Origin of the sequence: Methanoculleus sp. MH98A, assembly GCF_000691865.1 — an archaeon.
Classification (GTDB): domain Archaea; phylum Halobacteriota; class Methanomicrobia; order Methanomicrobiales; family Methanoculleaceae; genus Methanoculleus.
The window spans coordinates 1-23,642 of sequence record NZ_JMIO01000009.1; the positions used below are offsets into that span (position 1 = coordinate 1).

Consider the following 23,642-nt stretch of genomic DNA (forward strand, 5'->3'; position numbering starts at 1 on the left):
AGGTGCGACGCCCGGAGCTCGACCACCGTCAGGTGGGGAGGGGGGCTCACCCCCCTCGAAACTCTTCGAGTTTCTCATGCTCGCTGCGCTCGCACTCCCCTTTGTCCCCACCCCCCAGGCGCGATATCCACTCGAAATCCGTGTCAGGAACTCAACTGAAGAAAGTTTGAGCCCAAGTTTTAGAACCAAAACGTCTTGCCTTCGTTTTTCAAAGATCTTCAGCCTTCTCAACATCCACTCTACAGGACCTTCGCCACCTGGTCCCCGGTGCCAGAAAAACTCCGGATGGATAACTATTAATTCGCCCGACCGCACAACTCCCATTAATCATGTACCTCGTCATCCGCTGTCCGGGCTGCAAGACCTTCAACTACGTCGACCATTACCAGCGCTGGAGGCTCTGCCCCATGTGCGGCGAGGCGATCAACGTCCAGCGGGCGCCGGTCTACCTTGACGTCGACGACTTCCTGGATGCAGAACAGGTGGTGGAGCAGCTCGAGTCGTATCTGCACCAGACAGGGAAAAAAGACCTCACGGAACAGGACATCCGCCAGCTCAGGGCGCAGTATGCCCAGTGGGTGAAGAACCGGGCCTAACCGGTCACCAGAGACGCCCGCAGCCCGGGCAGAGCATGCTCACTCTTCTTCCGCAGTGCGGGCAGTAAAGGCCCGTGCGTTCGTTGTATTCCAGCGGTCTCCCGCATCGTTTGCAGTGGATTGGGGCCTCGAATCCACACTCGTGCCTGACCATCAGTCCAGATATTCGTAGCCCTTCACAAAAAGGTTTCCTTTCCCGCGGTTCGCAAGATCGCCGGAAAACCGGATAAGCGCGCGTCCTTCGTGCTGAACCGTCCCGATCTTTCTGAAGGTCGGGATCATCCTCTGCGCGGTGCCGTAGACGTAACAGGAGCCTCCCTTCATGTTCGCGGCCGGGCGGCTGCAGTTCCCGTTGACGACGAGCGTGCCGCCGCGCATCTCCGCCCCGGGCATATCCCCGGCATCGCCGTGCACGATCACCGTGCCGCCGGCGAGGCTCTCCGCAAGGAAATCCCCGGCGCGGCCGAAGACCTCCACGGTGCCGCCGGTCATCCCTTTCCGGCCCCCGCGGTAGCCCGAGGCGCAGTAATCGGCGGCGTCGCCCCGGCAGACGATGGCCCCTCCCGCCATCTCCCGGCCGAGCCAGCCGTCGGCGTTCCCGTGGATCTCGATCGTCCCGCCGCTCATGAAGTTGCCGCAGTGCATCCCGATGCCGCCGAGGACGGTGATCGTGCCTCCGTCCATGTACTCGCCGACCCTTTTCAGCCGGAACGTGTCCCCCGAGAGGACGACCTCGACTTCCTCTGAGCGGTCGGCATCGCCCTCCACCGAGACCGAGAAGACCTCGTCGAGCCGGAGCTCCCGGTTCCCCCGCCAGACCAGGAGATCGGTGCCGGAAAGGAAGTTCTTCGGGACGATCGACTCCGCCTCAATCGGGATGAACCACTTCGCCGCGGGCTTCATCGCAAGCATGACCTTCATAGTTCCGCCTCCGTCTCGATGCACCGGTTCCGGGCCAGATACTCCTCCTGCACCGGGTAGTTGCTCATCCGGACGGTGTAGTAGCGGTCGAACTTCTCGATGAAGTCCGGATCCTTGCCCATATCGTAATTCTCCGAAACCTTCGGTTTGACCCAGAACGTGGCGTTGCTCCCGTCGACCACGCACTCCCCTCTCCGGGCGACGACCCTGCCCCGCTTGATCGTGTACTCCGTCCGGCTGAACCCGTCGATCACCTTCTGGTACTCGGCCGACGGATCGACCTCGTCGATCCTGAGGGGATAGATGGCGACGTCAGCATCGGCGCCCGGAGCGAGATGCCCTTTCCCGAGATCCTGGATCCCGAGCGCCTTCGCCTGGCCGGCCCGGGTCATCACCGCGATCTCGTACCAGTCGAGTTCGCGCTCGATCGCCGGGAGGGGTACCCGTGACTCGGTATCGGGATGAATCGTGGCGAACTCGGCGTCGCGGTACTTCTTGCTCATCAGGAGGCCGATGATCTCGGGGTATTTGACGAACGGCGCACCGTTCGGATTATCCGTCGTAAGCAGGCACTGCCAGGGATTCTCCGTGAGGAGCGCGAGTTCGAGGCCGATCGCCCACATGATCGAGTTGACCAGGTTCTTGCGCCGGTAGATGACCGGGATGATACCGGACCCGGTCTCGAGCTCCACGTCGTGATTGCTCCACTTCTCGTGGTGGAGGCGGTAGAGGTTGAACTCCATCGGCCCGTCTGCGGTCATCGTCGTCGTCCGGCCGAACATCACCTGCCCCATGTCCATGACGATCTGCGGCCGCATGGCGACGTATCGCGCAATCGGCTCGCTCTTCGAGCAGAAGTCCTTCCAGTCCGACCCGCCGTAGGCGTGGAACTGGACGTGGGTGGCGTACAGCGTCTGCCGTTTCTCGTTCAGGTCGGGGATGAGGCCGAAGGTGCCGAGCGTGCAGGAGTAGTTCCCCGGCGTCCCGAGGTTGTTGCAGTGGAGGTGGACGGAGTGCGGGAGGTGGAGGAGTTCGTTCGCCTCGACGACCGACCGGATGATCTCCGCGGGCGTCACCTCGAAGTAGGGCACCGGATCCCTGATGCACGAGACGTTCTTGCCCCACTGCCAGGCCTCGGTGCCGCCGGGGTTCGTGAGTTTGATGCCGAACCCCTTCACGGCCGAAAGCGTCCAGGCGATGATGGCGGCGACTCGTTTCGTGTCGCCGTCGCGGATCGCCTCCATGATCGCCCAGTTCCCGTCGAAGAGGGTGTTCGCCATCGTGTCCTGCAGCGGCGTGTAGGTGAACTCCTCGTGGGTGTGGCGGGCCTCGAGCGGCGCCATCGCGCCCTCGAGAAGGGTGGTGTAGCCCATCACGCTGTAGCGGTAGCTGTTGCCGTAGGTGGTCGGGACGCTGTAGCCGGACGTGGCGTGCATCGCCCCGCGGCGGGGCGTCCTCCCTGCCCGCATATCCTCCGGGCTCATGTACCGCCCGAAGTTCACCTTCGTCCCGCAAATATGGGTGTGGGAATCGACCCCTCCCGGCATCGTGAGCATGCCGTGGGCGTCGATCACCTCTGCGGCATCGCTCACCTCCTCGACGATCTTCCCGTCACGGATGGCGATATCCATCGTTTCGCCGTTGATCCCGCGGAGCGGATCGATGACGCAGGCGTTCTTCACCAGGAGTTCGGTCATCGCTCCCGCGCCTCCTGCATCAGGGCGTACATCCGGGCGAGGATCTCCTCGTCGGACGGGTAGTCGCTGGAGATGACTTTCCTCGTCCGGATCGGCACCCCGTCCATCCGGTAGGCCGTTCCTTCCGCGTCGATCCCGGTCACCGCCACCGGTATCTGGACGTTGCAGAACGCGGTGGTGGCGTTCGGGTAGGGGTCGAGCTGGACGACCGGGATCTCGGCGAGGTGTTCGAGACACTTCCGCGGGAAGTGAGCGGCCGGGTCGCTCCCGACGATCAGCGCCGCGTCGCACTCTTTCCGGGCCAGGATATCTACCGCCGTCGTCTCCCCGGGGTTATAGAAGGCGATCCCGCGCGAGAAGTCGATCCCGAAGGGGTAGCCGGTCATCCAGGTGTTCACTTCGTTCGAACCGTAGACGTTGTAGTGGCCCCGCATCGCCGAGATGGTGAACTTCGTGTGCCGGCTCAGCTCCGAGACGAGTTCGATGGCGTTGCGGATGTTCTTGTACTTCCCGCGCGTCATCGTGAGCCCGAGCCCGAAGTAGACCGCCCCGAACTTCGCGTTCAGACAGAGGTTCGCCACCCGGACAAGCTGCTCCCGGGTGACGCCCGCGACCGTCCGCGGGATCGTGTCCGTCTTCCCCTGGACGATCGCCCGGAGCGCCGAGAGAACCGCATAGTCTCCGCCGGGCTTGATCTGGACGAACTCGTCGGCGATGTTCGCGGTCTCGGTCTTCCTGACGTCGACGACGATCACCTTCCGGTCACGGAAGGCGTTTTCGAGGAAGAACCCTTCCGCGTAGCGGGTGTAGCGGGAGAGGTGGCGGGGATGGGCGTCGATCGGATTCGATCCCCAGTAGATGACGAGATCCGCCCGGTTCTTCACCACCCCGAGCGTGCATCCCGGGTGCCCGACCTCCTGGATGGCGAGGATCGAGGGGCCGTGGCAGACCGAGGAGGTGTTGTCGATCACGCCCCGGATGAGTTCGGCCATGTGCACCCCCACGCACTGCGCCTCCCCGTGGGTGCCGCTCCACCCGTACATGAGCGGCCGCTCGGCCTCGAGAAGCATGTCGGCGGCGTAGCGGACGGCCTCGTCGTAGGTGATATCCTTCCACCGATCACCGTCGCGGAGGATCGGGTTCTTCATCCTCTTCTCGCCCATGAACTTCGTCGTCCCGAGCTCGCAGGCATTCGTCACGGCGACCACCCTGCCCTCTTCGACTTCCACCTCGATGTCGTCGCAGAGGCATCCGCAGAATGGGCAGACCGCGTCCTTAACGATCATAAGCAAGGCCTCCCAGGTCTTCCATCAGCTCGTGAACCAGTTTCGGCTCTTCGTCGGTCGGTTCGATCTCCACCTTGTGGGACTTGAAGTCCGGCATCCCGGTGGAGCAGGTGCCGGCAGCGACGATGTGGTTTGCGTAGGGCCCGTAGGGGACGAAGACGGTGCCCATCTCCACTTCCGGCGACGCCGTCGCCCGCATGACGACCTCTCCGCACGGCCCGGTCACCCTGACGGTATCCCTGTCATCAAGCCCGAGTTCCATCATATCGAACTCGTGCATGAAGCACGTCGAGGTCTCGGCCGCGTATTCGGCGGAGGTCTTGTTCTCGACGGTCACGCCCTGGTTCACCGTCCGCCCCGTGAGCATGAGGTAGGTCACGCCTCTGCCTCCCCTAATTGCACCCCTTCCACCATGCGGGCGACGCGGATCGCACGGTTCGGGCACTGGGTCTCGCAGGTCGTGCACCCCGTGCACTTCTCCATATGGAGGATCCGCACCCGGCCGCCCTCGATCCGCATGATCACCTCGTCGCTCGCGGATGTCCCGGTCCCCGCGAGTTGGGGATCTATCTGCCGGTTGACCGGGCAGGAGACGCAACAGTTCCCGCACCGCATGCAGAGGTTGTCGTCGACATCCAGATGATACCACGAGGCGAACGCCGTCCTGTCGCGCCGGGTGACGTCGAGGATCCGGCCGCTCGAGAGAACCCCTTCCGGGCACGCCTCGACGCAGAGACCGCACCGGATGCAGTGGCCGGGGTAGACCTCCGGCTCCCATTCGTCCTTCTTGCGGAGGACCGCGATCGCCCCGGGTGCGGGGCAGATCATCATACAGGTGAAGCACCCCGTGCACTCCTTCTCCGTCCGGGTCGGGTAGCCCTTGAAGTAGGAGGGGGTCTCGAGCGGCGCGGTCTTTACCGAGAAGAACTTCCGGATCCATTCCGGCCTGAGGAACTCCCGCACGTAGTAGACGATCGATCGCATATCCTCACCTCTCGTTGCACGCGACACAGGGGTCGCTGCTGATGAACGTCGACGTCACGTCGGCGATCGACGTGGCACCCTTGATCATCGTGTGGGCGCAGGCCTCGATGTTCATGATCGACGGTGTTCTGATTGCTATATCGACCACCCTGCCGTATTCGTCGGTCTTTATGGTGTAGGTCAGCTCGCCCCGGGGAGCCTCGCCGGCATACGAGGCCTCGCCCGCCTTGCAGAGGCCGCCGCCCCGGATGGGGCCGTCGGGCAGGGTTTCCACGCATTTCCTTATCAGGTCGATGCTCTGGAAGACCTCCTGGAACCGGACCATGATCCGGGCGAAGTTGTCACCCTCGGTCCGGGTTATCTGCTTGAAGTCCAGCGCCTGGTAGGTCGGGTGGCGGAGACGCAGGTCGGAGTCCTCGACACCACTCGCCCGGGCGGTGGGGCCGACGGTGTGAGACCGAATTGCCTCTTCCCGGCTCATGAACCCGATCCCTTTGCTCCTGAGCGCAATCAGCGGGCCGGTCTCGAAGATCCGGACGTAGCGCTTCATCTCGTCTTCGACCTTCACGAGGTCGGCAAGCATCGCCGCGGCGTCCTCGGGGAGAAGGTCGAACCGGACGCCGCCCGGGATCATGTAGGCGGTGTTGATCCTTGAGCCCGTGATCCGCTCCAGGTTGTCGAGCACTATCTCCCGGGTGTTTAAGAGGTACATCGCGAGCGTCTCGTGCTCGATCGTGTAGCAGTAGGAGAAGTTCGCAATGAGATGGCTTGCCATCCGGTCGAGTTCGTTGACGACGACACGGAGGTAGGCCGCCCGCGGCGGAACCGGGATATCGCTGATCTCCTCCATCGTCTCGATGAAGACCATGTTGTGGACGACCGAGCAGATGCCGCAGACCCGTTCGGCGAGGAACATCACCTCCTGCCAGGGCCGGCCCCGCATGATCCGCTCGATCCCCTTCTTCATGTAACCGAGTTCCAGCTCGGTCTTGAGCACCCGCTCGCCTGCCGTCTCGCACTTGAGGCGGACGGGCTCCTTCCAGCAGGGGTGCATCGGGCCGAGCGGGACGGATACGTCGACGGTCTTCTTCATGGCTGTTTCTCCTCGTAATCCTTGAATATCAGCGGCGCGACCGAGAGTATGGCGTTCAATATCTCCGTAGGGCGGGGCGGGCAGCCCGGCACCTGTGCGGCTATCGGTATGTACTTCTCGACGGGCGGGCTCGTCAAGGTACCCCTCCGGGCATAGACGCATCCCGATATGGGACAGTTCCCGATAGCGACGGCCACTTTCGGCTCCGGGATCTTGTCCCAGATGTCGCGGAGCTTGTCCACCCACTGGGGGGTGACCGAACCGATCACAAGGAGGACGTCGGCCTCCCGGGGGTTGTTGTGGACGTAGATCCCGTACTGCTCAATGTCGTAGCGCGGCGCAAGGCAGGCAAGCACCTCGATGTCGCAGCCGTTGCACGACCCGACGTCGACGTAACTGACGTGGATCGATCTTGAGCGGACGGTGTTCTTGATCTTCTGGAGGATGCTCATGAGAGAACCGCCTCCCGGATCTGTTCTTTTCCTCTCGCGATCGCCTCATCGAAGGGTATTTCCTGTGTCATTGCTGTCGTATCACTGTAGATTGTCTGCATTGTCTCTGTGTCCACAAGGGGTATGAACCGGGTGAAGAGTTCGTAGCCGAGGCCTTTTGCCACCGGATCGCCGTCGTCCGCGTGTCGCTGTCCCATCTGCCACCGGGATTCGAGGTTCTCGAGCAGGGACATGTCGAACCGCCGGATCAGCACCATGCGGAGTTTCGCATCGCTCATCCCGAGCCGCTCTGCGATCGCCCGGACGGCCTCGTCGTGCTTCGTGCTCGTCAGGATGTTGTACTTCATCTGCCGGAGGTCTTTTTCGTAGAGGTACTTCACGCGAGCACCCCCAGAGCGGTCGCCGCCGCGTAGGCAAGGAACCCGAGCACCATCACCCAGAGCAGCGCTATCTCGTAGCGTTTCAGGGCGAGTTCGTCGTGCATCCAGGTGAGGCCCGCGGCGACGGCGAGCAGGACGACTCCCGCCAGTGCCTGGCCGGCCACGCTCACGTCCCGGGCGACCTGGACGAGGAATATCACGACGTAGAAGGCCGCCCCCGCCGTGATCAGGAGCCGCAGCGCGTTCATCCCATGACCACCCCGAGGATGAGGATGTAGATGACGAGCGCTCCCGTCACCAGGGTCTGTATCGTCACGGTGTCGTAGGGCGAGAGCATGGGGGTGACGGCGCAGACGAACGAGAGCGATACCAGGACGAGGAGCATCACGAGCAGCGTCAGGGCAAGCGGCAGCGAGCCGATGAAGATGAGGACGAACGCGTAGAGGAGGACGTAGGTCTTGAGGGCATACGCCACCTCGAGCGCGGCGCGCCAGACCCCGAAGTGTTCGGTCATGTTGCCGCTCACGATCTCCTTCGCCTCGATGATCGAGAAGGGGCCGTAGTGCATCTTGGAGAGGATCACGAGGTACATCGCCACGGCCGCCGGGAACGCGAGGATGAGGAGCGGGCCGTGAACCTCCTGGTAGGCCGCAATATCCGCGATCGAGAGCGAGCGGGTGAAGAAGTAGATCGCGACGACGGTGACGAGGAGCGGGAGCTCCGACGCCGCCGATATGACCGACCGGATAGCCCCGAACTTCGTGTAGGGCGAGCCTGTCGAGAGCCCCATCCCGTGCTCCACGATCTTGTGGAGAAGGTAGACCGCAAAGAGGAGGAGGATGCTCCCTCCCGAGAGGAGGATGAAGAGGGCTCCGCTCCAGATGGCAATGGCGACGAAGACGATCCCCACAAAGAGCGTCTGGCTGGCCGTCTTTGGTATCCAGGTCTCCTTGAAGGAGAACTTCAGGGTGTGCAGGATCTCCTGCCAGATCGGCGGTCCGGGGCGTCCCTGGACTCTCGCGATGACTTTCCGGTGGATGCCGTGGAAGAGCAGGCCGATGAAGGTGGCAAAGAGCAGGTATTCGATCATGTCAGTATCCTATGAACGGGATATCTTCTTCTCCGGGTTTTGCGTTCCACCACAGTGCGATGAAGATGACGAAGGCAGGGAACATGACGACCGCGACGAGTTCGGCAGCCCATACCGGGAGGTGGCCGAGAGCGGCAAGGAGCCCGGCTGCTACCGCGATGCCGCCCGCCGCAAGTCCAATGACCAGTGATGTCTGTTTCTTCATGGCCAATCACATCGATATGACGATCTCCGTTACGCGCAGGAAGAGGAGGAGCGAACTGACGTGAACCATCAGGATGAACGGCGCTCCCTGCGCCCTCGTGATCTCCGCCTTTGCAATGTAGAACGGCGCCATCCCCTCCCCCATGACGCCGAGGACCAGGAACGCCTTCGCGATGAGGGGTACCGCCATCGCGCCGCCGAAGAGTTCCCACATGCTCAGCGTGCCGGTGCCGGCGAGGACGATCGCCGCGCCCCCGAAGAGCGGGACGGTGGCGAGCATCGCGACGATGCCGTACTGGAACGCGGCGTTTAAGACGTGCCGGTTCCGGTAGGCCGCGACGATGCCGATGTTCGTGATCCCCACCATCGAGGCGAAGAGGGTGAAGTTGAAGACGTCCCCGGTCACCACCGCCCCGAGCGTGGCGAGCCCGCAGGCGATCGCCATGAACCGCTGGAACCGCAGGAGGTCCGGGTCGACCACCTTCGTGTAGTAGGCGTCGCCGCCGAAGGCGATGTCCACCTGACGCTCCGGGCGGCTCACGATGACGAGAACCGTGAAGATGAGCGCGAAGACGAAGAGCGCCGCGGTGTAGGGGCTGAAGTAGGCGACGATGTCGCCGAACTCCAGCACGAAGAGGTCCGGCCCGCCGATATTCGCCGTGGGGAGATCAAACATCCGGACCACCCCGCCGCATCGTCCCGACAAGGGACATCTTCGCCATCACTTTGATGAGGATCGCCCCTCCGGCGATCATCACCCCGAAGAACCAGTACGCAGGGAGGAACATGAAGATGAAGAACGCTCCTATCCAGAACGCCCATGCGTAGCCGCTCACGGTCTCGATCAGTTCGAACTGCTCGGTGTGCCCCCGGCACATGAAGTAGAAGACCGCGCCGACCGCGGCGATCGCTCCGCCGGTGAACCCCGAGAGGACGATGCCGTAGGCGACCAGGATCAGCGCGAGGATGCCCGGAGCGCTGTCCATCACCTCGATCCGGAACAGCGGTCCCGTCGGCGCCCGGAGCCCTTCCTTCGCGATGTAGACCTCCGAGACGGCCATCAGTTCGGATATCCCGACGACGAGCCCGGGGAGGATGAGCGCCTCGGCGAGGTCGGTGGCGACGAGCGCGATCAGGACGAGGGCGAGGATCTCCGCGAGGTCGGTGAGGAGGATCCGGTGCAGGTCGTCCTTCTCCCGGACGAGGGCGGTAAACCCAATGACGATCGAGGCCGCGACGACGACGAGGCCGACCGGGTAGGCGATATCCATCAGTCATCCCTCCTGAAGAGGTAACTCGCGATCCCGAACGCCACGAAGAGGATGCTCGTCTCGACGACGGTATCCAGCCCCCGGGTGTTGTAGAGGATCTCGTCGATGATACCGCCCGGGTGGGCGACGATCGTCGTCCCCATATGGTGCGTGGTATCGGCGAGCCACTGGCTGAACGGTGTCAGGTAAGCGGTCACGTAACCGGCATAGGGCGAGTTCTCGGGGTACTGGGCCTTCACGGGGGTCGTCCCGAACGGCACGCCGCCCCGGTCGTAGGGGTCGAGGGTGCTTGCCGGGTCGAGGGTCTTTTCGTAGAGCTGGTCGTCGTGGTAGGCGATGAACGGCAGGCTGACGAGGCCGAGCACGACGACGACGATCGCGAGGAGCGCGTAGAGCGCGGTGAGGTTCTCGACCCGTGAGATTATCACCGATATCCGGGTGATGATCGACCGGTTCGGCGTCATTCTGCTGCCTCCTTGCGTTCGATGGCCCGGACGAGGACGAAGGTCGAGATCGCCGTGACCCCGATGAACGTCAGCAGGGCGAGCATCTCGTCGTAGGCGAGCATGATCAGGAGGAGACCGAACGCGGGGATCTCGAGGCTGATCAGCCTCCCGAGATAGGTCATCGGGCGCGGGAACCCGGCGGCGATCACCCCGATGATGAGGATGATGCAGCCGAGGACGAACTCAGGCATCATGGGTATCCCTCCTGCAGATCAGCAGTATGATGATCGTGGTGACGGGGACGATCAGGCTGACGGCGATGAGGACGTCCAGGTAGCCGCGGGCGGCGATGAACGGCGCGATGCCGCCGAAGACGATCCCGACGGCGATCAGCTTGCCGAAGCGGTCCCGCTGGAGGTGGGCGCTCACCGCCCCGATGAGCGCCACGGCCGCGAAGAGGAGGACGAGGAGGTCATCCACGCCGCTCACCCCCCGCATAGGTGCTCGCTATGGCGTTCGCCTCGAGCGTGGAGCCGACGAAGTAGGCCGCAGCCGCGACGAGGGCGAGCGGGTGGTCGAGCAGCAGGACGATCGTCCCGGCGATAGCGAAGTTCATGACGTTGACGTAGGGGAGTTTTCTCCCCGTGTTCTTCTCGACGGTGGCCCTGATCGCGGCAAAGACCGCCAGAGCGGCGACGAGGTAGATCGCGATCACTGCCGAACCCTCCAGAGCCGTGCAAGAAGCCGGCTCGCGTGGGCGTGGGAGAGCCCCTGGATGGTGAGGATGGCGATCACCATGCCCGCAATGAAGTCCGTTGCGGCGAATCCGACCAGGGTGAAGCCGTAGACGACGAACGTGGCGAGGACCGCGCCGGTGGTTCCGGCGTAGCCGGGGTCGTGGCAGATGCGGTTGCCGATGAAGACGAGCGCGGCTGCGACGAGACCGCCGGGTATGCCGGCGACGTAGACGCCGCAGGCGGCAAGGAGCGTTCCGGCCGAGGCGTCGGGGGAGCAGACGATGTTCCCCATCATGGTGCCGCCGGCAAGAGCGCCGCCCCCGGCTTCGATATCCCGCGCGATGGCCGATGCTCCGCTGACACCCCCCGCTTCCGGCAACCGGAAGAAGATATCGACGGTTACGAAGAGTATCCAGCTGACGATCGCTGCAGCCAGGATATGGAGGAGTTCGCCCAGCATTGTTCTTTCAACTACTGGAAAATACGGTCAATCAATTCAATAAAGGTTTTGTTGTTAACATTTCGGGCGTTATTTTACCCGAATGCACCTCCGGCGCGCTCCGGCATGACAGCCTCCGGTTAAATTTGTATGGAGTGTAATGAATATTATAAACTATATATTTTTCCACGGATACCTTTGGGGTCGTTCTGCGCTTCAGATCGCGGATCATGGAAGATTCATGGGTCTTTTCGGATCGGTGCCGGGTGCGGGGGGGTGCCGCAGATCGTGCGCCCGGGCGGCGGCCCCCGTACCGGCGGCGGGGAGCAATTATAATGCTCGGGGCGCCGAAAATATATGCAGGCGGGGGTTGCCGAGCCAGGTCAAAGGCGCTGGATTTAGGGTCCAGTCTCGAAGGAGTTCAAGGGTTCGAATCCCTTCCCCCGCATTACTGTTGTTGTGCGGGCCTCACGCCGGCGCGCCTCTCTTCACGCGCTCTCGTTCCTGCGCCGTTCTCAGTTTATCCTAACTTGCTGCGGTATCGTCCTTCGGTCGGACGTTCACCGCCTTTGCAGCCCACTCGTTCTTCTTCCGGTTAAACGATGGAACAACGTCGAATACAACCTGGCTCAGGTCCTCCGGTGCCCAGGTGAGCTCGTTCTTGAACCCAATGTATCCGTCAGCGTCCGGCGGGTTGATGAAGAAGTACTCGCGCTCCGGATGCCCGAGAAAGATCCTGCCAACTACCCCCTCTGCAAGCGGCTTTTCCCGCTCATGCTGCGCCGCCAGGGGACTTTGCTCGATTTCGCAACTGCTCCAGTGGTGGCTGCACCGATAGGTGAGTTCCTCGACGGAATCCTCGATAGAAGAGATGGCGTTCTCGTCAAGGCGCTGCTGTAATTCAGCTGGGATAGGCCACGACTTTCGCATCCGCAGGGCTGTTGCCAGCGTATAGTGGTCGCGGGCCGCGTCAAGGTGGCCAGCCTGCCTGAAGATGTCACCCATATCCATGAAGTATCCGACCATGTACTCCGGGCGCTGCCCTGACTTCGCGGCCCGGGCCATCAATGCCAGCGCCTCTTCCGGACGGCTGAGTTGGTGCATGACCTTTCCATACTCGAAGAGGTGGTAGAAGTCCGGCCGGACATTCCGGCAGAGTTCGTCAAACGTCTCTGCCGCCTTTTCGTACTCGCCGATGCTCGCATACGCCCTAGCGAGGTCGTATGCAAAGAATTTGTACTGGTTGGGGAACTTCTCGATCGCCTCACGGCAGAAGGGAAGGGCTTCTTGCGCGCGCCCGGTGCCAATAAGCCCCATGTTCCGGTAGTGATACCAGCGGGCAAGGTAGCTCCAGCCCTCTTTTCCGTCGGGGAGCTTCATCCCCGCCGGGCTGAGCAGCGACTGATCAACCCGTGACGCCCATGCTGCCAGCGTATTCCAGTCTTTGGCATCCTTTGCCGGTTTCATGATGGCGAAGGCGATACGGCTCACCGCCTGTGGGGGCGGGTTTCTGGAGAGAGCCTTCTCTCCGCAGGCATGGAGCACCGGGACAGATGCCCCGTTCTCTGCCATCCCCTTGACGTAGTCGGCGTATGCCCACGCGACCTCCAGGTTTACCCAGTTGTGATCGGGGTACCGCGCGGCGATCTCATCGGCAAAGGTCATCGCCTCGTCAAGAAGGTACAGTTTCCGGAGACAGTGCAGCAGGCCTGCAGCAGTATATTCGTTGTAATGCTGGCTGTCCCAGAGCTCACGGTAGATCTCCAGGGCATCTTTGCATCTCCCACTCTTCCTCAGTTCGTTCGCTTGCCGTGAGCGGTCTTCAGGGGTATCCATTTCAATCCCTCCTTATGTTCTGGATTTTCTCCGAGGCATAATTAAAGAATGCCATCTCCACATCGGCGTTCAGCCAGATCCCGCGCTCGCGAAGTCCTGCATTGATGAGCGCCTCCGGGTGTGGGCACGGTTGACCTGCTGCATTGAGGTGCGCTGCTGTGTAGGCCAGGATGGCGGTCCACGTGTTGTATTCTTCCGGCCAGCCCTGTTGGCCGGAGAAGATCGCCCAGCGCCCGTCGACGGGTGTTGCGGTCAGGTCGAGGAGGTGCAGGTGACCGGTGTCCCCCGCACCGAAGACCCGGACGATCCGGGTGTCGATCGCTCCAAAAAGCTCCGGTGCCGCGAACCGCAGGAGTTTGCTGGTATAGGTGGGGCCAAACCCCCGGATCTGGCCGCCAAGTACACGGATGGCGTTCTCCGGGTTGTCCCGTGCCCATCGGGCAACCTTTCCGTCCTCAAAGAGGGCAATCCGGATCGGAGTCGGCGCCCGGATCCGCTCTATGCCCGGCAGCCCGCCCCACCGCGCAATCGCTTTCAGGTGTTCCCTGGAGAGCGTTCCGGCTCTTGCGGCATCACCGATCTCACGCTCAAGCCGGCAGATGTCAGGGAATCCGTTCTGCCAGCGATCCCGCTTCCACGCATATGTGCGGTAGCGTTCTGCAAAGTCGCAGGTCTCGATCAGGTCGTCGATACGGTCTTTCACCGATGGTTTGAGATTCCGGTCATTCATTTCTGGTTCCTCATGCGAGCAGGACTCCCTCGTTGTCCTGTCTCATTGTTGTATACGCACAGGGAAACAATTAAAAAATTCACGTGACTATTGTGAATATTGTGAAAACTTCTGATCCGATCCGGCCTGCGAGGGCCGATGGCCTGAACGAGCGGGTTCACCTGATCCCGCTTGGCCACGAGATTGACCGGGCGGTAAAGCCGTTCAATACCTACCGGGCCGAGCGTGCGTACGTCATCGTGGTCCCGGACAACGCCGACCTGGATGAGCAGATGCTGGAGAAGCAACGGCACTATATGAAGAAGGTCTGTGAGGGGCTGCTGGCGGCTGGTGTCCGCCCCGAGGTCGCCTACTGCAATATGTTCGACATCCTTGATGTGCTCCAGGTCGTCTCCTCCCTGATTGTGAAAGAGAAGCGGCAGGGGAATGACATCCTGATCAATATGTCGGCCTGCGGCAGGATGACGTCGGTTGCCGTCACCATGGCGGCGATGGTGCACGGGGTTACGGCGTACTACGTGCATGCGGATCGCTATGCAACGGGCGATGATGCCGCACTTGAGGCGGACCACGGCCTGAGTATTGTGGAGACCGGGCGGGTCGAACCGCTGTATAACTTCTCCATCATGATGCCGGACGCCGAGTGCCAGTTGCTGCTGTGCGAGCTCTGTCGGCGGGGGCAGGGGATGACCAGCAAGGATCTCTTTACCTTTTTCCACAAGAAAGGGATTGAAGGCTACAAGTTTCTGCCTGAAAAGGAAGACAAAAGTGGCGGATATGTTTCAAGCTCCCTGAACCGGGAACTCCTCAACAGGACGAACCGAAAATACCTGCACAAGCTGGAAGCTGCAGGCTACATCACGCGCATCTGGAGCGGCAGGCGTTTTTCTGTTCACATCACCGATGCCGGGAGGTACATTGCCTGTGTGAGTGGCTTGTTTGAGGATGATATCAGATAAACTGGAAATCAGACCATGTCGACCCGCACGTCATTCACGAGCCTCTCTAAAGCGTCAGTGACGGGGGGAGCATGCCCGGGTTCCAGATCGTAAGGCGGTCGGAGAAGAGCATCACCTGGACGCGGCCGTTGCTGGTGCGGTCGTGGCAGACAACGTCGATGGGGCAAGCCGTTTTCAGGCACCGAACCACGGCAGAAGGTGATCAGGCGACCTCGTCATCAAGCATCTGCCTGACTGCAACCTGTAGTTCCGGGATCTTGTTCCGGATAACGTCCCACACGATCTCGTTATGGATCCCGAAGTATGCGTGAATGAGGATGTCTCGCATTCCTGCAATCTTTCTCCAGGAAATATCGGTGTGCTCGCATTTCAGCGGTTCGGGGATGAGTTTCACGGCCTCACCGATGACCATGAGGTTCCGGATCACTCCGTCCTGCACCAGGTCGTCTGCCAGGAACTCCTCATAGTCCATTCCCCGAGTGTATCGGTCGATCCTCCTGATAGCTTCAAGGATATCGCGGAGATAGAGGTTATATTCCCGGGACATACCGAACATTCCGGAGGATATGCGGTGCGAGAGCCGGTTTTATGGCATCGCGGTCGACGAGGTCAACTTTTCTCCCGAAGAGATCTTCGAGAAAGAACTTGAGGTCCATGTATGTGTCAAAGGAGCGCCCCCCTTCCTTGAACTCGATGAGGATATCGATATCGCTCTCTTCGCGCTCTTCGCCCCGGGCAAACGACCCGAAGACCCCGATTCGCCGGACGCCCAGGCTCCTGATCCGTTCCCGATGTTGCGCCAGCGCACCGAGGATGCCATCAGCCGTAAGCATGCCGTATCATACTCCTGTTACCCGCCCATCAGGATAACGCTTTTCCCCCGGGTGGCTGGCCACAGGGTTGTGCCGGCAGGCATTCACCATCCCGATAACGACGTTTCTCTCCCGGCATGCTCCCCTTCGCAGCTCACCGTCGAACCGGTAACAGTCCATCTGCTGAGCGGTTTCACCGGGTGCCGGCCGGAGCGTCGGCTGCTCCTCGCCGGTGTCATGGCCGGCTCCCCTCACGCCAGCTCGTGCTTCCGCAGAAACTCCCGAACCTGCCTCGACTCGATCCAGCCCCGGTCGAGGTCCCGGACGTAGCCGTTGATCCGGTCGACCTGCTCACGGATCTTCCCCGTAGCCGCCTCTTCGTCGATCAGCTCGGTCATGCCCAGGATCACCTGGAGCGGCTGGCGGATATGGTCGCCGAGGATCGCGAACTGCTCGATGTTCCGTTCAATCTGCTCGAACACCTGCTGCCGGAGCTGCTCGTTCTGCTTCCGCTCGGTGATGTCCCTGCCGACCACGTGCACCCCGATCACCGACCGGTCGCGGATAATCGGCGATTCGTTCAGTTCGAGGAAGGCCACCGACCCGTCTTTTCGATGTAACCCGATCTCGAGCCCCTCGACCGGCTCGCCCCGGGCAATCTTCTTTCGCCCCTCCTCCCAGGCAGGGCGCGACGAGGTGGCGACGAAGTCCCGGCACTCGCAACCAATGAGTTCTTCGGGCGTGTAGCCGAGGATGCGGGTCACCGCCGGGGAGATGTAGGCAATACCGCCCTCATGGTAGCAGGTGTAGATCATATCGAAACTCTGCTGCGTGATCTCCCGGAACTGGGATTCGCTCTTCTCGAGGGACTCCCGGGCCTGGAAACGCTCCATCGTAACACCAAGGCGCCCGGCGACGGTATCGATCAGCGACCGCTCTTCGGCGAGGAACGGGCCTTCGTCCTCCCCGGGCCTCTCGCGGAGGTAGCAGACGTCCACCGTACCGACCCTCTCGCCGTGGGCGACAATCGGGGAAACCTGCCGCCAGGGCGTCTCCCGGAACCCCTCCGTCCTGTAATCGCGTCCGCGCACCCTGATCCTCGCGACGGTATCCTCCGGGTACTGCCAGCCCGAAGGGAGCGCCAGAACCACTTCGCGAAAGATCGTATCAAGCGAGACCTCCGGCTGCTCGATGATCCGGGACATCGCGTACAGGGTCGAGAGCTCGTCCACCCGGTTGTTCAGGTCGCGCGTCAGGTTCCGCAGGGCGTCCTCCGCCTGCTTCCGTTCGGTGATATCCCTTGCAATCACCGCGATCCGGGTGACGGCGCCCTGCGCATCCTTCACCGGGTAGAGGACGGCGTCGTACAGCCGCCCGTCCCGGCAGTCCTCGAACCGTGCAGGCCTGCCCGACCCGGCGACCTCCCGGAGGCGGGCCGCGTAGGCCTCCACCACCTCCGGCGCAAAGAATTCCGACATCCCCGCACCGATGATCTCCTCCCGGCTCCGCGCAAACAGCCGGGCCGACGTCTCGTTGACGTCGATAACCCGGCCTTCCGTATCGAGAAGCACGATCATCTCTTCGGGAGCGTCGAGGAGAGCGCGGGCCGTCGCCTCGCTCTCCCGGAGAGCATACTCGGTGCGTTTCCGGTCGGTGATGTCATAGAGCTGCTCGACGATGAACGCCACTTCGCCCTTCTCGTCGAGGATCGGGCTCGAGCGGCACTCCATGTACCGCCCGAGTTCGGGCACGAACCTCTCCACGACCTCCCGCTTCTTGCTCGCGACCGCAGATGCCGTCGCGCAGACCGGGCAGGGCGCCGTCCTCCCGATGAGATCGTAGCACTTCCGCCCCTTCACCTCCTCCGGTGTCATCCCGAGCATCTCGTAGCCGGCGCGGTTGTAGCGCAGGATCGTCCTGTCCGGCAGCTGGACGCCGACGATATCCCCGAGGTTCTCGAAGAGCCCCTCGAGCAGGGTGTTCGCCTCCGTGAGGCGGCGGCGGGTCTGCTCCTCCCCGGTGACGTCCTGCCAGGAGACGGTAGCACCGGAGACGGCCCCGTCCATGATGATCGGCGAGGCGGATACGACGACGTGAAGATCTTCCCCGCCGGGGTCGTGGACGGTGTAGCGGCAGGACGCGAGCTTCTCTCCCCTGAGCGCCCGGTACCCGGGGAGGTCGCCGGGGGGAACCGGTTCGCCGCCGGGGTACCTGAGCGATACGTCCTGCCCTCCGAGGAGCGCCCGGACTACCCGGTCCTCCTCGCCCGGGCCCGCCGCGACCACCCCGCCGTCGGCGTCGTAGACAATCCCCTGCCTGCCGACGGCGGCAAGAAGCGCGTCGCGCTCCAGCCCTGCGCGACCGGCACGGGCGGCAAGATCACGGTTCTCGTCGATCAGGGCCTCGATGCCCGCCGCCAGCCTCTCCCGTGACCGGCGGTCGAGGACGGGAGCAGCGTCCTGCAGTATCTCCAGAAGGTCGGCCGGGGATTTGTCTTGCAGGTTCTCCATATTTCACCCCGGAAACGGTTCCGGCACCCGGATACCATCCCGCTTTTCGTGCTCGCCCGGCAGGCGCACCCCCGCGTTCCAAACGGCTGCGAGCGCTCTTTGACCGGATTCGCCGGGTGGACGGCGTCTCCCGGGGGGTTTTGATCGGCGCGGGTACGAGCCGTTGAACCGCCACCCACCGGGACGAACAATGCAACCATACGTATAATTTTGATCGGATAAAATGGATTGGCACCGTCATCCTTCACCGGAGGTTGAGAGGGGTGGGGCGCAGACGACCATAACGTAGATATCCGATACGCGTACCTCCATGGTGCGGTCGGAGAATCTCCGGCCCGCACCGGGCGCGAGAATGCACCGTCACAAAAACCGCTTCTTCCCGGAACCCGGCAGAAAGGCGCTGCCGGCGGCACACAGCCAGTTCGCGATCATAGCGCCCGAACTCGGACTCATCTTCCTCTTCATCGCGCTGGTGTCGTGCTCCCCGTTCCTGATCGCCCTCTGGTACGGCGAAGACAGTCTCCTTCTCCCATGGCCTCGGCGCCGGCGGGGTTCGGCATCGTCGGGGTCTGGCTTGCCGGCATCCCGAAGGCGGAGGGAGAGGCACGCCTCTCCGTCGCCCTCTCGGCGGTCGCGCTGATCTGGCTAGCCGCCGCCCTGATCGGTGCGCTGCCGTATACGTTCGGCCTCGGCCTCCCCTATACCGACAGCGTCTTCGAAGCGATGTCGGGCTGGACGGGAACGGGGTTCTCTCTCCTCCCGGCGGTCGACGTCACGCCGAAGACGATCCTCTTCTGGCGGTCGCTGACCCAGTGGATGGGCGGGCTCGGGATCGTTGCGTTTACCATCGCTCTTTCGGGCAGATCCGGCCTGACCCGGTTCCGGCTCTACCGCTCGGAAGGCCGGTCCGAGACGTTCATGCCGGGCGTCGTGACCACGGCCATCGAGATGTGGCGGATATACCTGGTGCTCACCGCCCTCGGCATCGGGCTCGTCCTCCTCTCGGGGATACCCCTCTGGGACGCCGTAAACATCGTCATGACGGCGATATCGACCGGCGGGTTCGCGGTGCATTCGGCCGGCATCCTCTACTACGACAGCCCGCTGCTCGAGATGCTCGTCGTCCCGATCATGATCGCCGGGGCGCTGCCGTTCAAACTCTACTTCCTGCTCTACTACAAAAAGAGGTTCCAGTTCTTCTCCGACCGGCAGGCAATCCTCCTCTTCGCGCTCATCCTTGCCGGGTGCACCGCCGTCACCCTCGACCTCGCAACCGTCTCGGCCCTCCCGCCCGCCGAGGCCCTCCGGGAGGGGATCTTCATGACCGTGAGCGGCGTCACCTGCACCGGGTTCCAGAACGCCGACCCGCGGAGTTGGTACGGCTCGACGGTGATGGTCCTCGCCGCGCTGATGCTCATCGGCGGGTCGGCCGGGAGCACCGCCGGCGGCATCAAACTCGGCCGGGTCATCCTCGGCCTCGAGATGCTCCGGTGGTGGTTCCGGCGGCTTCATACCGGCTGGCGGGCGATCACGGCGCTCCGGCACGACGGGCGGACGATCCTCGAACACCTCCCGGAGTACGAGGTCTCGAAGAGCATGCTCGTCGTCGTCCTCTTCGTCCTGACGGTCGCAATCGCCACCCTCCTCCTGCTCCACCTCGCCCCGCAGGACGGATTCGACTCCGCCGACATCATCTTCGAGGTCGTCTCCGCGGTCTCAAGCGTCGGGCTCAGCACCGGGTTCGTGAACCCCGGGATCTCACCTGCGGCAAAATGGCTCTTCATCATCGTCATGTGGGCGGGGAGGCTCGAGATCGTGCCGGTCCTCGCCCTGGTCTTCGGGGCGGCGCGGAGGCTGTAGATTGCGAGGTTTCATGCAGTCTGCCCCCTCAGGCGTTCGCAATAGCGGGGGGAGGAGATCGAGCAGTGTAACCAAAAAAAAGAATAGGGTATGCCGGCGGTTCAGTTCTTCTTAGCTCTGTCCTGAACCTTCTCCGCCTTCTTCTCCAGCTTCTTATCCTGGACCTTCTTGCCCTTTGCCATGACACACCTCCCTCCTGAGGTGAGATAGATCTGATGTTATCCGGGCGGGATATTAATTTTACGGACCGTCCGCCGCGTCACACAGGATCGGGACAAAATTAGGGAGGGTTTTCCGGCATCCGGGCTATAGCGGGAGAGGGGGCCGCACCGGAGCGCCCTATGCTCTGCGCCCGGCACCGGAAAGCATGTAGAGCACAACCAGGGAGAGTGCTCCCACCACCTCGACGCCGATCACGAGGGGGACGACCGGGATCGTGCCGGCAATCGCGAAGCCCCCGGGTATCGGGCCGATATCGGCGGGTGTCCCTGCAGGTGCCGAGCCGGGCTCGGCGAGCCAGTCGCAGAAGAGCGCTGCGCCGACCGCGAACATGACGACCGCCATGAGTATGAAGATGAACAGCCCGAGTATCTCGGTCTTCCGGAGTGTTCTTCCTGCAATGCGCATCGACGCCATCTTTGCACCCCTGCTCTCATGCATCTTCTTCACCCCGCATCCCCCGTCCGGCGGTTACGGTTCCGGGCAGGGGCATACTCTCGATTGCCATGACAGGAGACCCGGGTAGATCCGGGTTCCCCCCGTTTCGGCGTAGAATTGTCGACGCGCCGGCAGACGGTCGGCGGGCACAATTCTACATGATTGAACATGACAATACTATGAGGCAACTTATGTATTTAAAGGTTTGCCTCACCCCCTCCACCACGCCCGGAGAGCCCGATTCCCGCGACCCGGGATACTCAACCCGGGTTCCGGCGGCCGATGCGGCGGGGCGAATCGCCGGCGGGGAGGGGCGACCCTCTCGCCGGGCAAAACTGCCGCCGGAGGGAGCACTGCGGGAAAGATGTAAAATACACCAAGATTTTTATTCGTTTCGCCCCAACGAATATAAGAATGGCTCGCATCTACCTCGGCAAGATCCTGCTTCGCTGGTGCGACGCATGCCATGCCCCCGTGCTCTCCGGGGTCTGCGCCTGCGGCGCTCCCACCCGCCCGGTATCCGTCACGCCGCCGGGAGACGCACGTCCGGCGTTCCCCGACGATATCGAGCGGATCAATCGCATATTCCGCGAGCATTTCGGAGCGGCGCTGATACCGGAGGGGCATCTCGCGCTCTTAAACAAGGTTCCTGCCGACGACCGCATGGACGAGATCGTCCTCGGCGGGGCGGTCGTGGGCGCGATCCGCTACTTCCCGGACGAGCGCCGCTGGGAGCCCCTCCCGCGCCCGGCCGCCGCAAAGTACCTGCGGCCGGCGAAGCGGTATGTCGTCGTCGACGACGGCGCGATCACGTCCATCCTCGAGTCCGGGGCGAGCGTTCTCGCACCGGGCCTCGTCTCGATCGACCCCGCCGTCGCCGAAGGCGACGAGGTCTTCATCCTGACAAAGGCCGGCGAGTGTGTCGGCGTCGGCAGAGCGAAGGTCGACGCCGCGACCGCCGGGACGATGGAGCGGGGAGTCATCGTCAGGACGCGAAAGAACGCGCCCTCGGTCTGTGTTCCCGGAGAAGCGACGTGGGAAGATGCCGTCAGGGCAAACGAACCGGTTCTCGCGGACTATGAGGCGAAAAGCATCCGGTTCGTCCGCGAGGTCGCGGAGCAGAACCCAGAGAGGCCTACGGTCTCCTACTCCGGCGGCAAGGACAGCCTCGCGACCCTGCTCGTCGTCTTAAAAGCGCTCGGGCCGGTGCCGCTCCTCTTTGCGGACACGGGGTTCGAATTCCCCGAGACCTGCGAGAACGTGGACGCGGTGGCACAGCGTTACGGGCTCGAAGTCTTCAGGATCTGCGACGAAGAGGCGTTCTGGAAGACATTCGAGGAGAACGGTCCGCCTGCCGTCGACAGCCGCTGGTGCTGCACGGTCTGCAAACTCCACCCTGTCGGCCGCCTGATCGACGAGAACTGGGGAGAATGCCTCTCGTTCATCGGGCAGCGGAAGTACGAGTCGGTGCGGCGGATGCAGAGCAGACGGGTCTGGAAGAACTCCCATGTCCCGCAGCAACTCTCGGCGGCCCCCATCCAGCAGTGGACGGCGATGCACGTCTGGCTCTACATCTTCCGCGAGAAGGCGCCCTACAACCCCCTCTACGAGCGGGGGCTCGACCGTATCGGGTGTTTCATGTGCCTTCGAGCGACCTTGCGACGTTTGCAATCATCGGGGAGTCACACCCCGAACTCCTGGAGATGTGGAACGAGAGCCTCGCCCGGTGGCAGGAGAGGCAAGGGCTCTCCGAAGACTGGATCGAACGCGGACTGTGGCGGAAACGGGGAGATGCGGATGAAGAAGAAGATAGTTATAATTGATTACGGCCTCGGCAACCTGCGGAGCGTGCTCCGCGGTCTCGAGCGGGCGGGAGCGGCACCGACGATCACGGCGGATCCGGAGGCGATAACGTCCGCCGACGGCATCGTCCTTCCCGGCGTCGGGGCGTTTCGGGACGGGATGGAGATGCTCGGCGGACTTGCGGATACCGTCGTCGCCGCCGCGAACGAGACGCCGCTCCTCGGGATCTGCCTCGGGATGCAGATGCTCATGGACTCGAGCGAAGAGCACGGGATCCACCGGGGCCTCGGCCTCGTGCCGGGCGACGTAAAGCGGTTCGTCCCGGCCGGCGGGGAGAAGGTCCCCCACATGGGCTGGAACACCATCAATATCGACCCCAAGACCCCGCTCTTTGACGGGCTCCACGAGGAGGAGTACGTCTACTTCGTCCACTCCTACTACGCGGCGGCCGCACCGCCGAACACCATCGCGAGCACCACCTACATCCGCCCCTTCGCCTCGGCGGTCAACGCCGGGCTCACCTACGGCGTCCAGTTCCACCCGGAAAAGAGCGGTGCGGTCGGGCTGAAGATTCTTGAGAATTTTATCGAGCGGATCTGCTAGGGGGTTCCCGCTTTTTTAACCCTGATGGGGTGGTGCGGTTGTTTGGTGAGCGGTGCAGCGGGGGTTGGCGTCGTACGTGACGGTAATCGAGTTTCGATTCGGACAGATCACCGGCACTCACATCGGGGGCACTCATGTGTGCGCTTTGGGTGCGCCCCGGACACGGATTCCGAGGGGATATCGCCATTGGGGGTGGGGCTGACGGGGAGTGCGATGGGCGGAACGCCCGGAGCTCGACCACCGTCAGGTGGGAGGGGGAGCATCCCCCTCCCTGTC

General features: G+C 62.9%; 29 protein-coding genes, 1 tRNA gene and 1 pseudogene. 6 read left to right on the forward strand and 25 right to left on the reverse strand.

Annotation, left to right across the window (positions count from 1 at the left end):
* Positions 1–329: 329 nt before the first annotated feature.
* On the forward strand, positions 330–596 hold the full coding sequence (locus EI28_RS01795; protein WP_048112170.1) for a DUF1922 domain-containing protein: 267 nt from the start codon (positions 330–332) through the stop codon (positions 594–596).
* Between the two features lie 153 nt (positions 597–749).
* On the opposite strand, the gene EI28_RS01800 is transcribed toward EI28_RS01795, so the two are convergent.
* The 18 genes from EI28_RS01800 to EI28_RS01885 are packed head-to-tail and all read right to left on the reverse strand — an operon-like array spanning position 750 to position 11,617.
* The gene (locus tag EI28_RS01800; RefSeq protein ID WP_048112172.1) at positions 750–1,517 is read right to left on the reverse strand and encodes a formylmethanofuran dehydrogenase subunit C; all 768 of its coding nucleotides are present in this window, start codon (positions 1,515–1,517) and stop codon (positions 750–752) included.
* Positions 1,514–3,214, reverse strand: coding sequence for a formylmethanofuran dehydrogenase subunit A (locus EI28_RS01805; RefSeq protein ID WP_048112173.1), 1,701 nt, complete (start codon positions 3,212–3,214; stop codon positions 1,514–1,516). Before EI28_RS01805 ends, EI28_RS01800 begins: the two co-directional genes overlap by 4 nt.
* Complete coding sequence (locus EI28_RS01810; protein WP_048112176.1) at positions 3,211–4,500, reverse strand: formylmethanofuran dehydrogenase subunit B; 1,290 nt, start codon at positions 4,498–4,500, stop codon at positions 3,211–3,213. Before EI28_RS01810 ends, EI28_RS01805 begins: the two co-directional genes overlap by 4 nt.
* On the reverse strand, positions 4,490–4,879 hold the full coding sequence (locus EI28_RS01815; RefSeq protein WP_048112179.1) for a molybdopterin dinucleotide binding domain-containing protein: 390 nt from the start codon (positions 4,877–4,879) through the stop codon (positions 4,490–4,492). Before EI28_RS01815 ends, EI28_RS01810 begins: the two co-directional genes overlap by 11 nt.
* On the reverse strand, positions 4,876–5,484 hold the full coding sequence (locus tag EI28_RS01820) for a 4Fe-4S dicluster domain-containing protein (protein WP_048112181.1): 609 nt from the start codon (positions 5,482–5,484) through the stop codon (positions 4,876–4,878). Before EI28_RS01820 ends, EI28_RS01815 begins: the two co-directional genes overlap by 4 nt.
* 4 nt (positions 5,485–5,488) lie before the next feature.
* Positions 5,489–6,577 (reverse strand): nickel-dependent hydrogenase large subunit, encoded by a 1,089-nt coding sequence (locus EI28_RS01825; RefSeq protein ID WP_048112183.1) that lies wholly within the window; start codon positions 6,575–6,577, stop codon positions 5,489–5,491.
* Positions 6,574–7,029, reverse strand: a complete 456-nt coding sequence (locus tag EI28_RS01830; protein ID WP_011844025.1) for an NADH-quinone oxidoreductase subunit B family protein — start codon at positions 7,027–7,029, stop codon at positions 6,574–6,576. The genes EI28_RS01825 and EI28_RS01830 overlap by 4 nt, the downstream gene beginning before the upstream one ends.
* A complete protein-coding gene (locus tag EI28_RS01835) occupies positions 7,026–7,409 on the reverse strand; it encodes a DUF1959 family protein (RefSeq protein ID WP_048112186.1) in 384 nt (127 codons plus the stop codon). Before EI28_RS01835 ends, EI28_RS01830 begins: the two co-directional genes overlap by 4 nt.
* The gene (locus EI28_RS01840; RefSeq protein ID WP_048112188.1) at positions 7,406–7,657 is read right to left on the reverse strand and encodes a hypothetical protein; all 252 of its coding nucleotides are present in this window, start codon (positions 7,655–7,657) and stop codon (positions 7,406–7,408) included. The genes EI28_RS01835 and EI28_RS01840 overlap by 4 nt, the downstream gene beginning before the upstream one ends.
* Positions 7,654–8,499: a respiratory chain complex I subunit 1 family protein gene (locus EI28_RS01845; RefSeq protein WP_048112190.1), complete on the reverse strand. Its 846-nt coding sequence runs from the start codon at positions 8,497–8,499 to the stop codon at positions 7,654–7,656. Before EI28_RS01845 ends, EI28_RS01840 begins: the two co-directional genes overlap by 4 nt.
* Position 8,500: 1 nt before the next feature.
* Entirely contained in the window at positions 8,501–8,704 is a 204-nt protein-coding gene (locus EI28_RS01850) for a hypothetical protein (protein WP_011844021.1), read from the reverse strand.
* Positions 8,705–8,710: 6 nt separating this feature from the next.
* A complete protein-coding gene (locus EI28_RS01855; RefSeq protein WP_011844020.1) occupies positions 8,711–9,379 on the reverse strand; it encodes a membrane protein in 669 nt (222 codons plus the stop codon).
* Positions 9,372–9,974, reverse strand: coding sequence for an EhaG family protein (locus tag EI28_RS01860; RefSeq protein ID WP_048112194.1), 603 nt, complete (start codon positions 9,972–9,974; stop codon positions 9,372–9,374). Before EI28_RS01860 ends, EI28_RS01855 begins: the two co-directional genes overlap by 8 nt.
* The gene (locus tag EI28_RS01865; RefSeq protein ID WP_048112196.1) at positions 9,974–10,438 is read right to left on the reverse strand and encodes a DUF2106 family protein; all 465 of its coding nucleotides are present in this window, start codon (positions 10,436–10,438) and stop codon (positions 9,974–9,976) included. Before EI28_RS01865 ends, EI28_RS01860 begins: the two co-directional genes overlap by 1 nt.
* Positions 10,435–10,674, reverse strand: coding sequence for a DUF2107 family protein (locus EI28_RS01870; protein WP_011844017.1), 240 nt, complete (start codon positions 10,672–10,674; stop codon positions 10,435–10,437). Before EI28_RS01870 ends, EI28_RS01865 begins: the two co-directional genes overlap by 4 nt.
* Positions 10,664–10,900 carry a DUF2108 domain-containing protein gene (locus EI28_RS01875; protein ID WP_082223050.1) on the reverse strand — a complete coding sequence of 79 codons (237 nt, stop codon included), beginning with the start codon at positions 10,898–10,900 and terminating at the stop codon, positions 10,664–10,666. The genes EI28_RS01870 and EI28_RS01875 overlap by 11 nt, the downstream gene beginning before the upstream one ends.
* The gene (locus EI28_RS01880; RefSeq protein WP_048112198.1) at positions 10,893–11,135 is read right to left on the reverse strand and encodes a DUF2109 family protein; all 243 of its coding nucleotides are present in this window, start codon (positions 11,133–11,135) and stop codon (positions 10,893–10,895) included. The genes EI28_RS01875 and EI28_RS01880 overlap by 8 nt, the downstream gene beginning before the upstream one ends.
* The gene (locus tag EI28_RS01885; RefSeq protein ID WP_197018456.1) at positions 11,132–11,617 is read right to left on the reverse strand and encodes a hypothetical protein; all 486 of its coding nucleotides are present in this window, start codon (positions 11,615–11,617) and stop codon (positions 11,132–11,134) included. The genes EI28_RS01880 and EI28_RS01885 overlap by 4 nt, the downstream gene beginning before the upstream one ends.
* Positions 11,618–11,959: 342 nt before the next feature.
* Here EI28_RS01885 and EI28_RS01890 point away from each other — a divergent pair.
* Positions 11,960–12,044: transfer RNA gene (locus EI28_RS01890), tRNA-Leu, on the forward strand.
* A 77-nt stretch (positions 12,045–12,121) separates the two neighbouring features.
* On the opposite strand, the gene EI28_RS01895 is transcribed toward EI28_RS01890, so the two are convergent.
* On the reverse strand, positions 12,122–13,432 hold the full coding sequence (locus EI28_RS01895) for a lipopolysaccharide assembly protein LapB (protein ID WP_048112199.1): 1,311 nt from the start codon (positions 13,430–13,432) through the stop codon (positions 12,122–12,124).
* A gap of 1 nt (position 13,433) precedes the next feature.
* On the reverse strand, positions 13,434–14,162 hold the full coding sequence (locus EI28_RS01900; RefSeq protein WP_048112200.1) for a hypothetical protein: 729 nt from the start codon (positions 14,160–14,162) through the stop codon (positions 13,434–13,436).
* Between the two features lie 83 nt (positions 14,163–14,245).
* On the opposite strand from EI28_RS01900, the gene EI28_RS01905 reads away from it, so the two are divergent.
* Positions 14,246–15,121, forward strand: a complete 876-nt coding sequence (locus EI28_RS01905) for a DUF6293 family protein (RefSeq protein WP_231476535.1) — start codon at positions 14,246–14,248, stop codon at positions 15,119–15,121.
* Positions 15,122–15,167: 46 nt separating this feature from the next.
* On the opposite strand, the gene EI28_RS13890 is transcribed toward EI28_RS01905, so the two are convergent.
* The 4 genes from EI28_RS13890 to EI28_RS13080 all read right to left on the reverse strand — a co-directional run bounded on the left by EI28_RS13890 (position 15,168) and on the right by EI28_RS13080 (position 18,443).
* Positions 15,168–15,311, reverse strand: coding sequence for an ATP-binding protein (locus tag EI28_RS13890; RefSeq protein WP_155937215.1), 144 nt, complete (start codon positions 15,309–15,311; stop codon positions 15,168–15,170).
* A 12-nt stretch (positions 15,312–15,323) separates the two neighbouring features.
* On the reverse strand, positions 15,324–15,668 hold the full coding sequence (locus tag EI28_RS01910; RefSeq protein WP_048112201.1) for a DUF86 domain-containing protein: 345 nt from the start codon (positions 15,666–15,668) through the stop codon (positions 15,324–15,326).
* On the reverse strand, positions 15,652–15,954 hold the full coding sequence (locus EI28_RS01915) for a nucleotidyltransferase family protein (RefSeq protein ID WP_048112203.1): 303 nt from the start codon (positions 15,952–15,954) through the stop codon (positions 15,652–15,654). The genes EI28_RS01910 and EI28_RS01915 overlap by 17 nt, the downstream gene beginning before the upstream one ends.
* A 230-nt stretch (positions 15,955–16,184) precedes the next feature.
* The gene (locus EI28_RS13080) at positions 16,185–18,443 is read right to left on the reverse strand and encodes a PAS domain S-box protein (RefSeq protein ID WP_052379638.1); all 2,259 of its coding nucleotides are present in this window, start codon (positions 18,441–18,443) and stop codon (positions 16,185–16,187) included.
* Between the two features lie 531 nt (positions 18,444–18,974).
* On the opposite strand from EI28_RS13080, the gene EI28_RS01925 reads away from it, so the two are divergent.
* A complete protein-coding gene (locus EI28_RS01925; protein ID WP_369792235.1) occupies positions 18,975–20,303 on the forward strand; it encodes a TrkH family potassium uptake protein in 1,329 nt (442 codons plus the stop codon).
* Positions 20,304–20,642: 339 nt separating this feature from the next.
* Here the strand turns inward: EI28_RS01925 and EI28_RS01930 are convergent, their stop codons facing one another.
* Positions 20,643–20,972, reverse strand: a complete 330-nt coding sequence (locus EI28_RS01930; protein ID WP_052379639.1) for a hypothetical protein — start codon at positions 20,970–20,972, stop codon at positions 20,643–20,645.
* 402 nt (positions 20,973–21,374) lie between these two features.
* On the opposite strand from EI28_RS01930, the pseudogene EI28_RS01935 reads away from it, so the two are divergent.
* Positions 21,375–22,783 (forward strand): annotated as a pseudogene (locus tag EI28_RS01935) (phosphoadenosine phosphosulfate reductase family protein).
* On the forward strand, positions 22,758–23,366 hold the full coding sequence (hisH, locus tag EI28_RS01940) for an imidazole glycerol phosphate synthase subunit HisH (RefSeq protein WP_048112205.1): 609 nt from the start codon (positions 22,758–22,760) through the stop codon (positions 23,364–23,366). The pseudogene EI28_RS01935 and the gene hisH overlap by 26 nt, the downstream one beginning before the upstream one ends.
* Positions 23,367–23,642 lie beyond the last annotated feature (276 nt).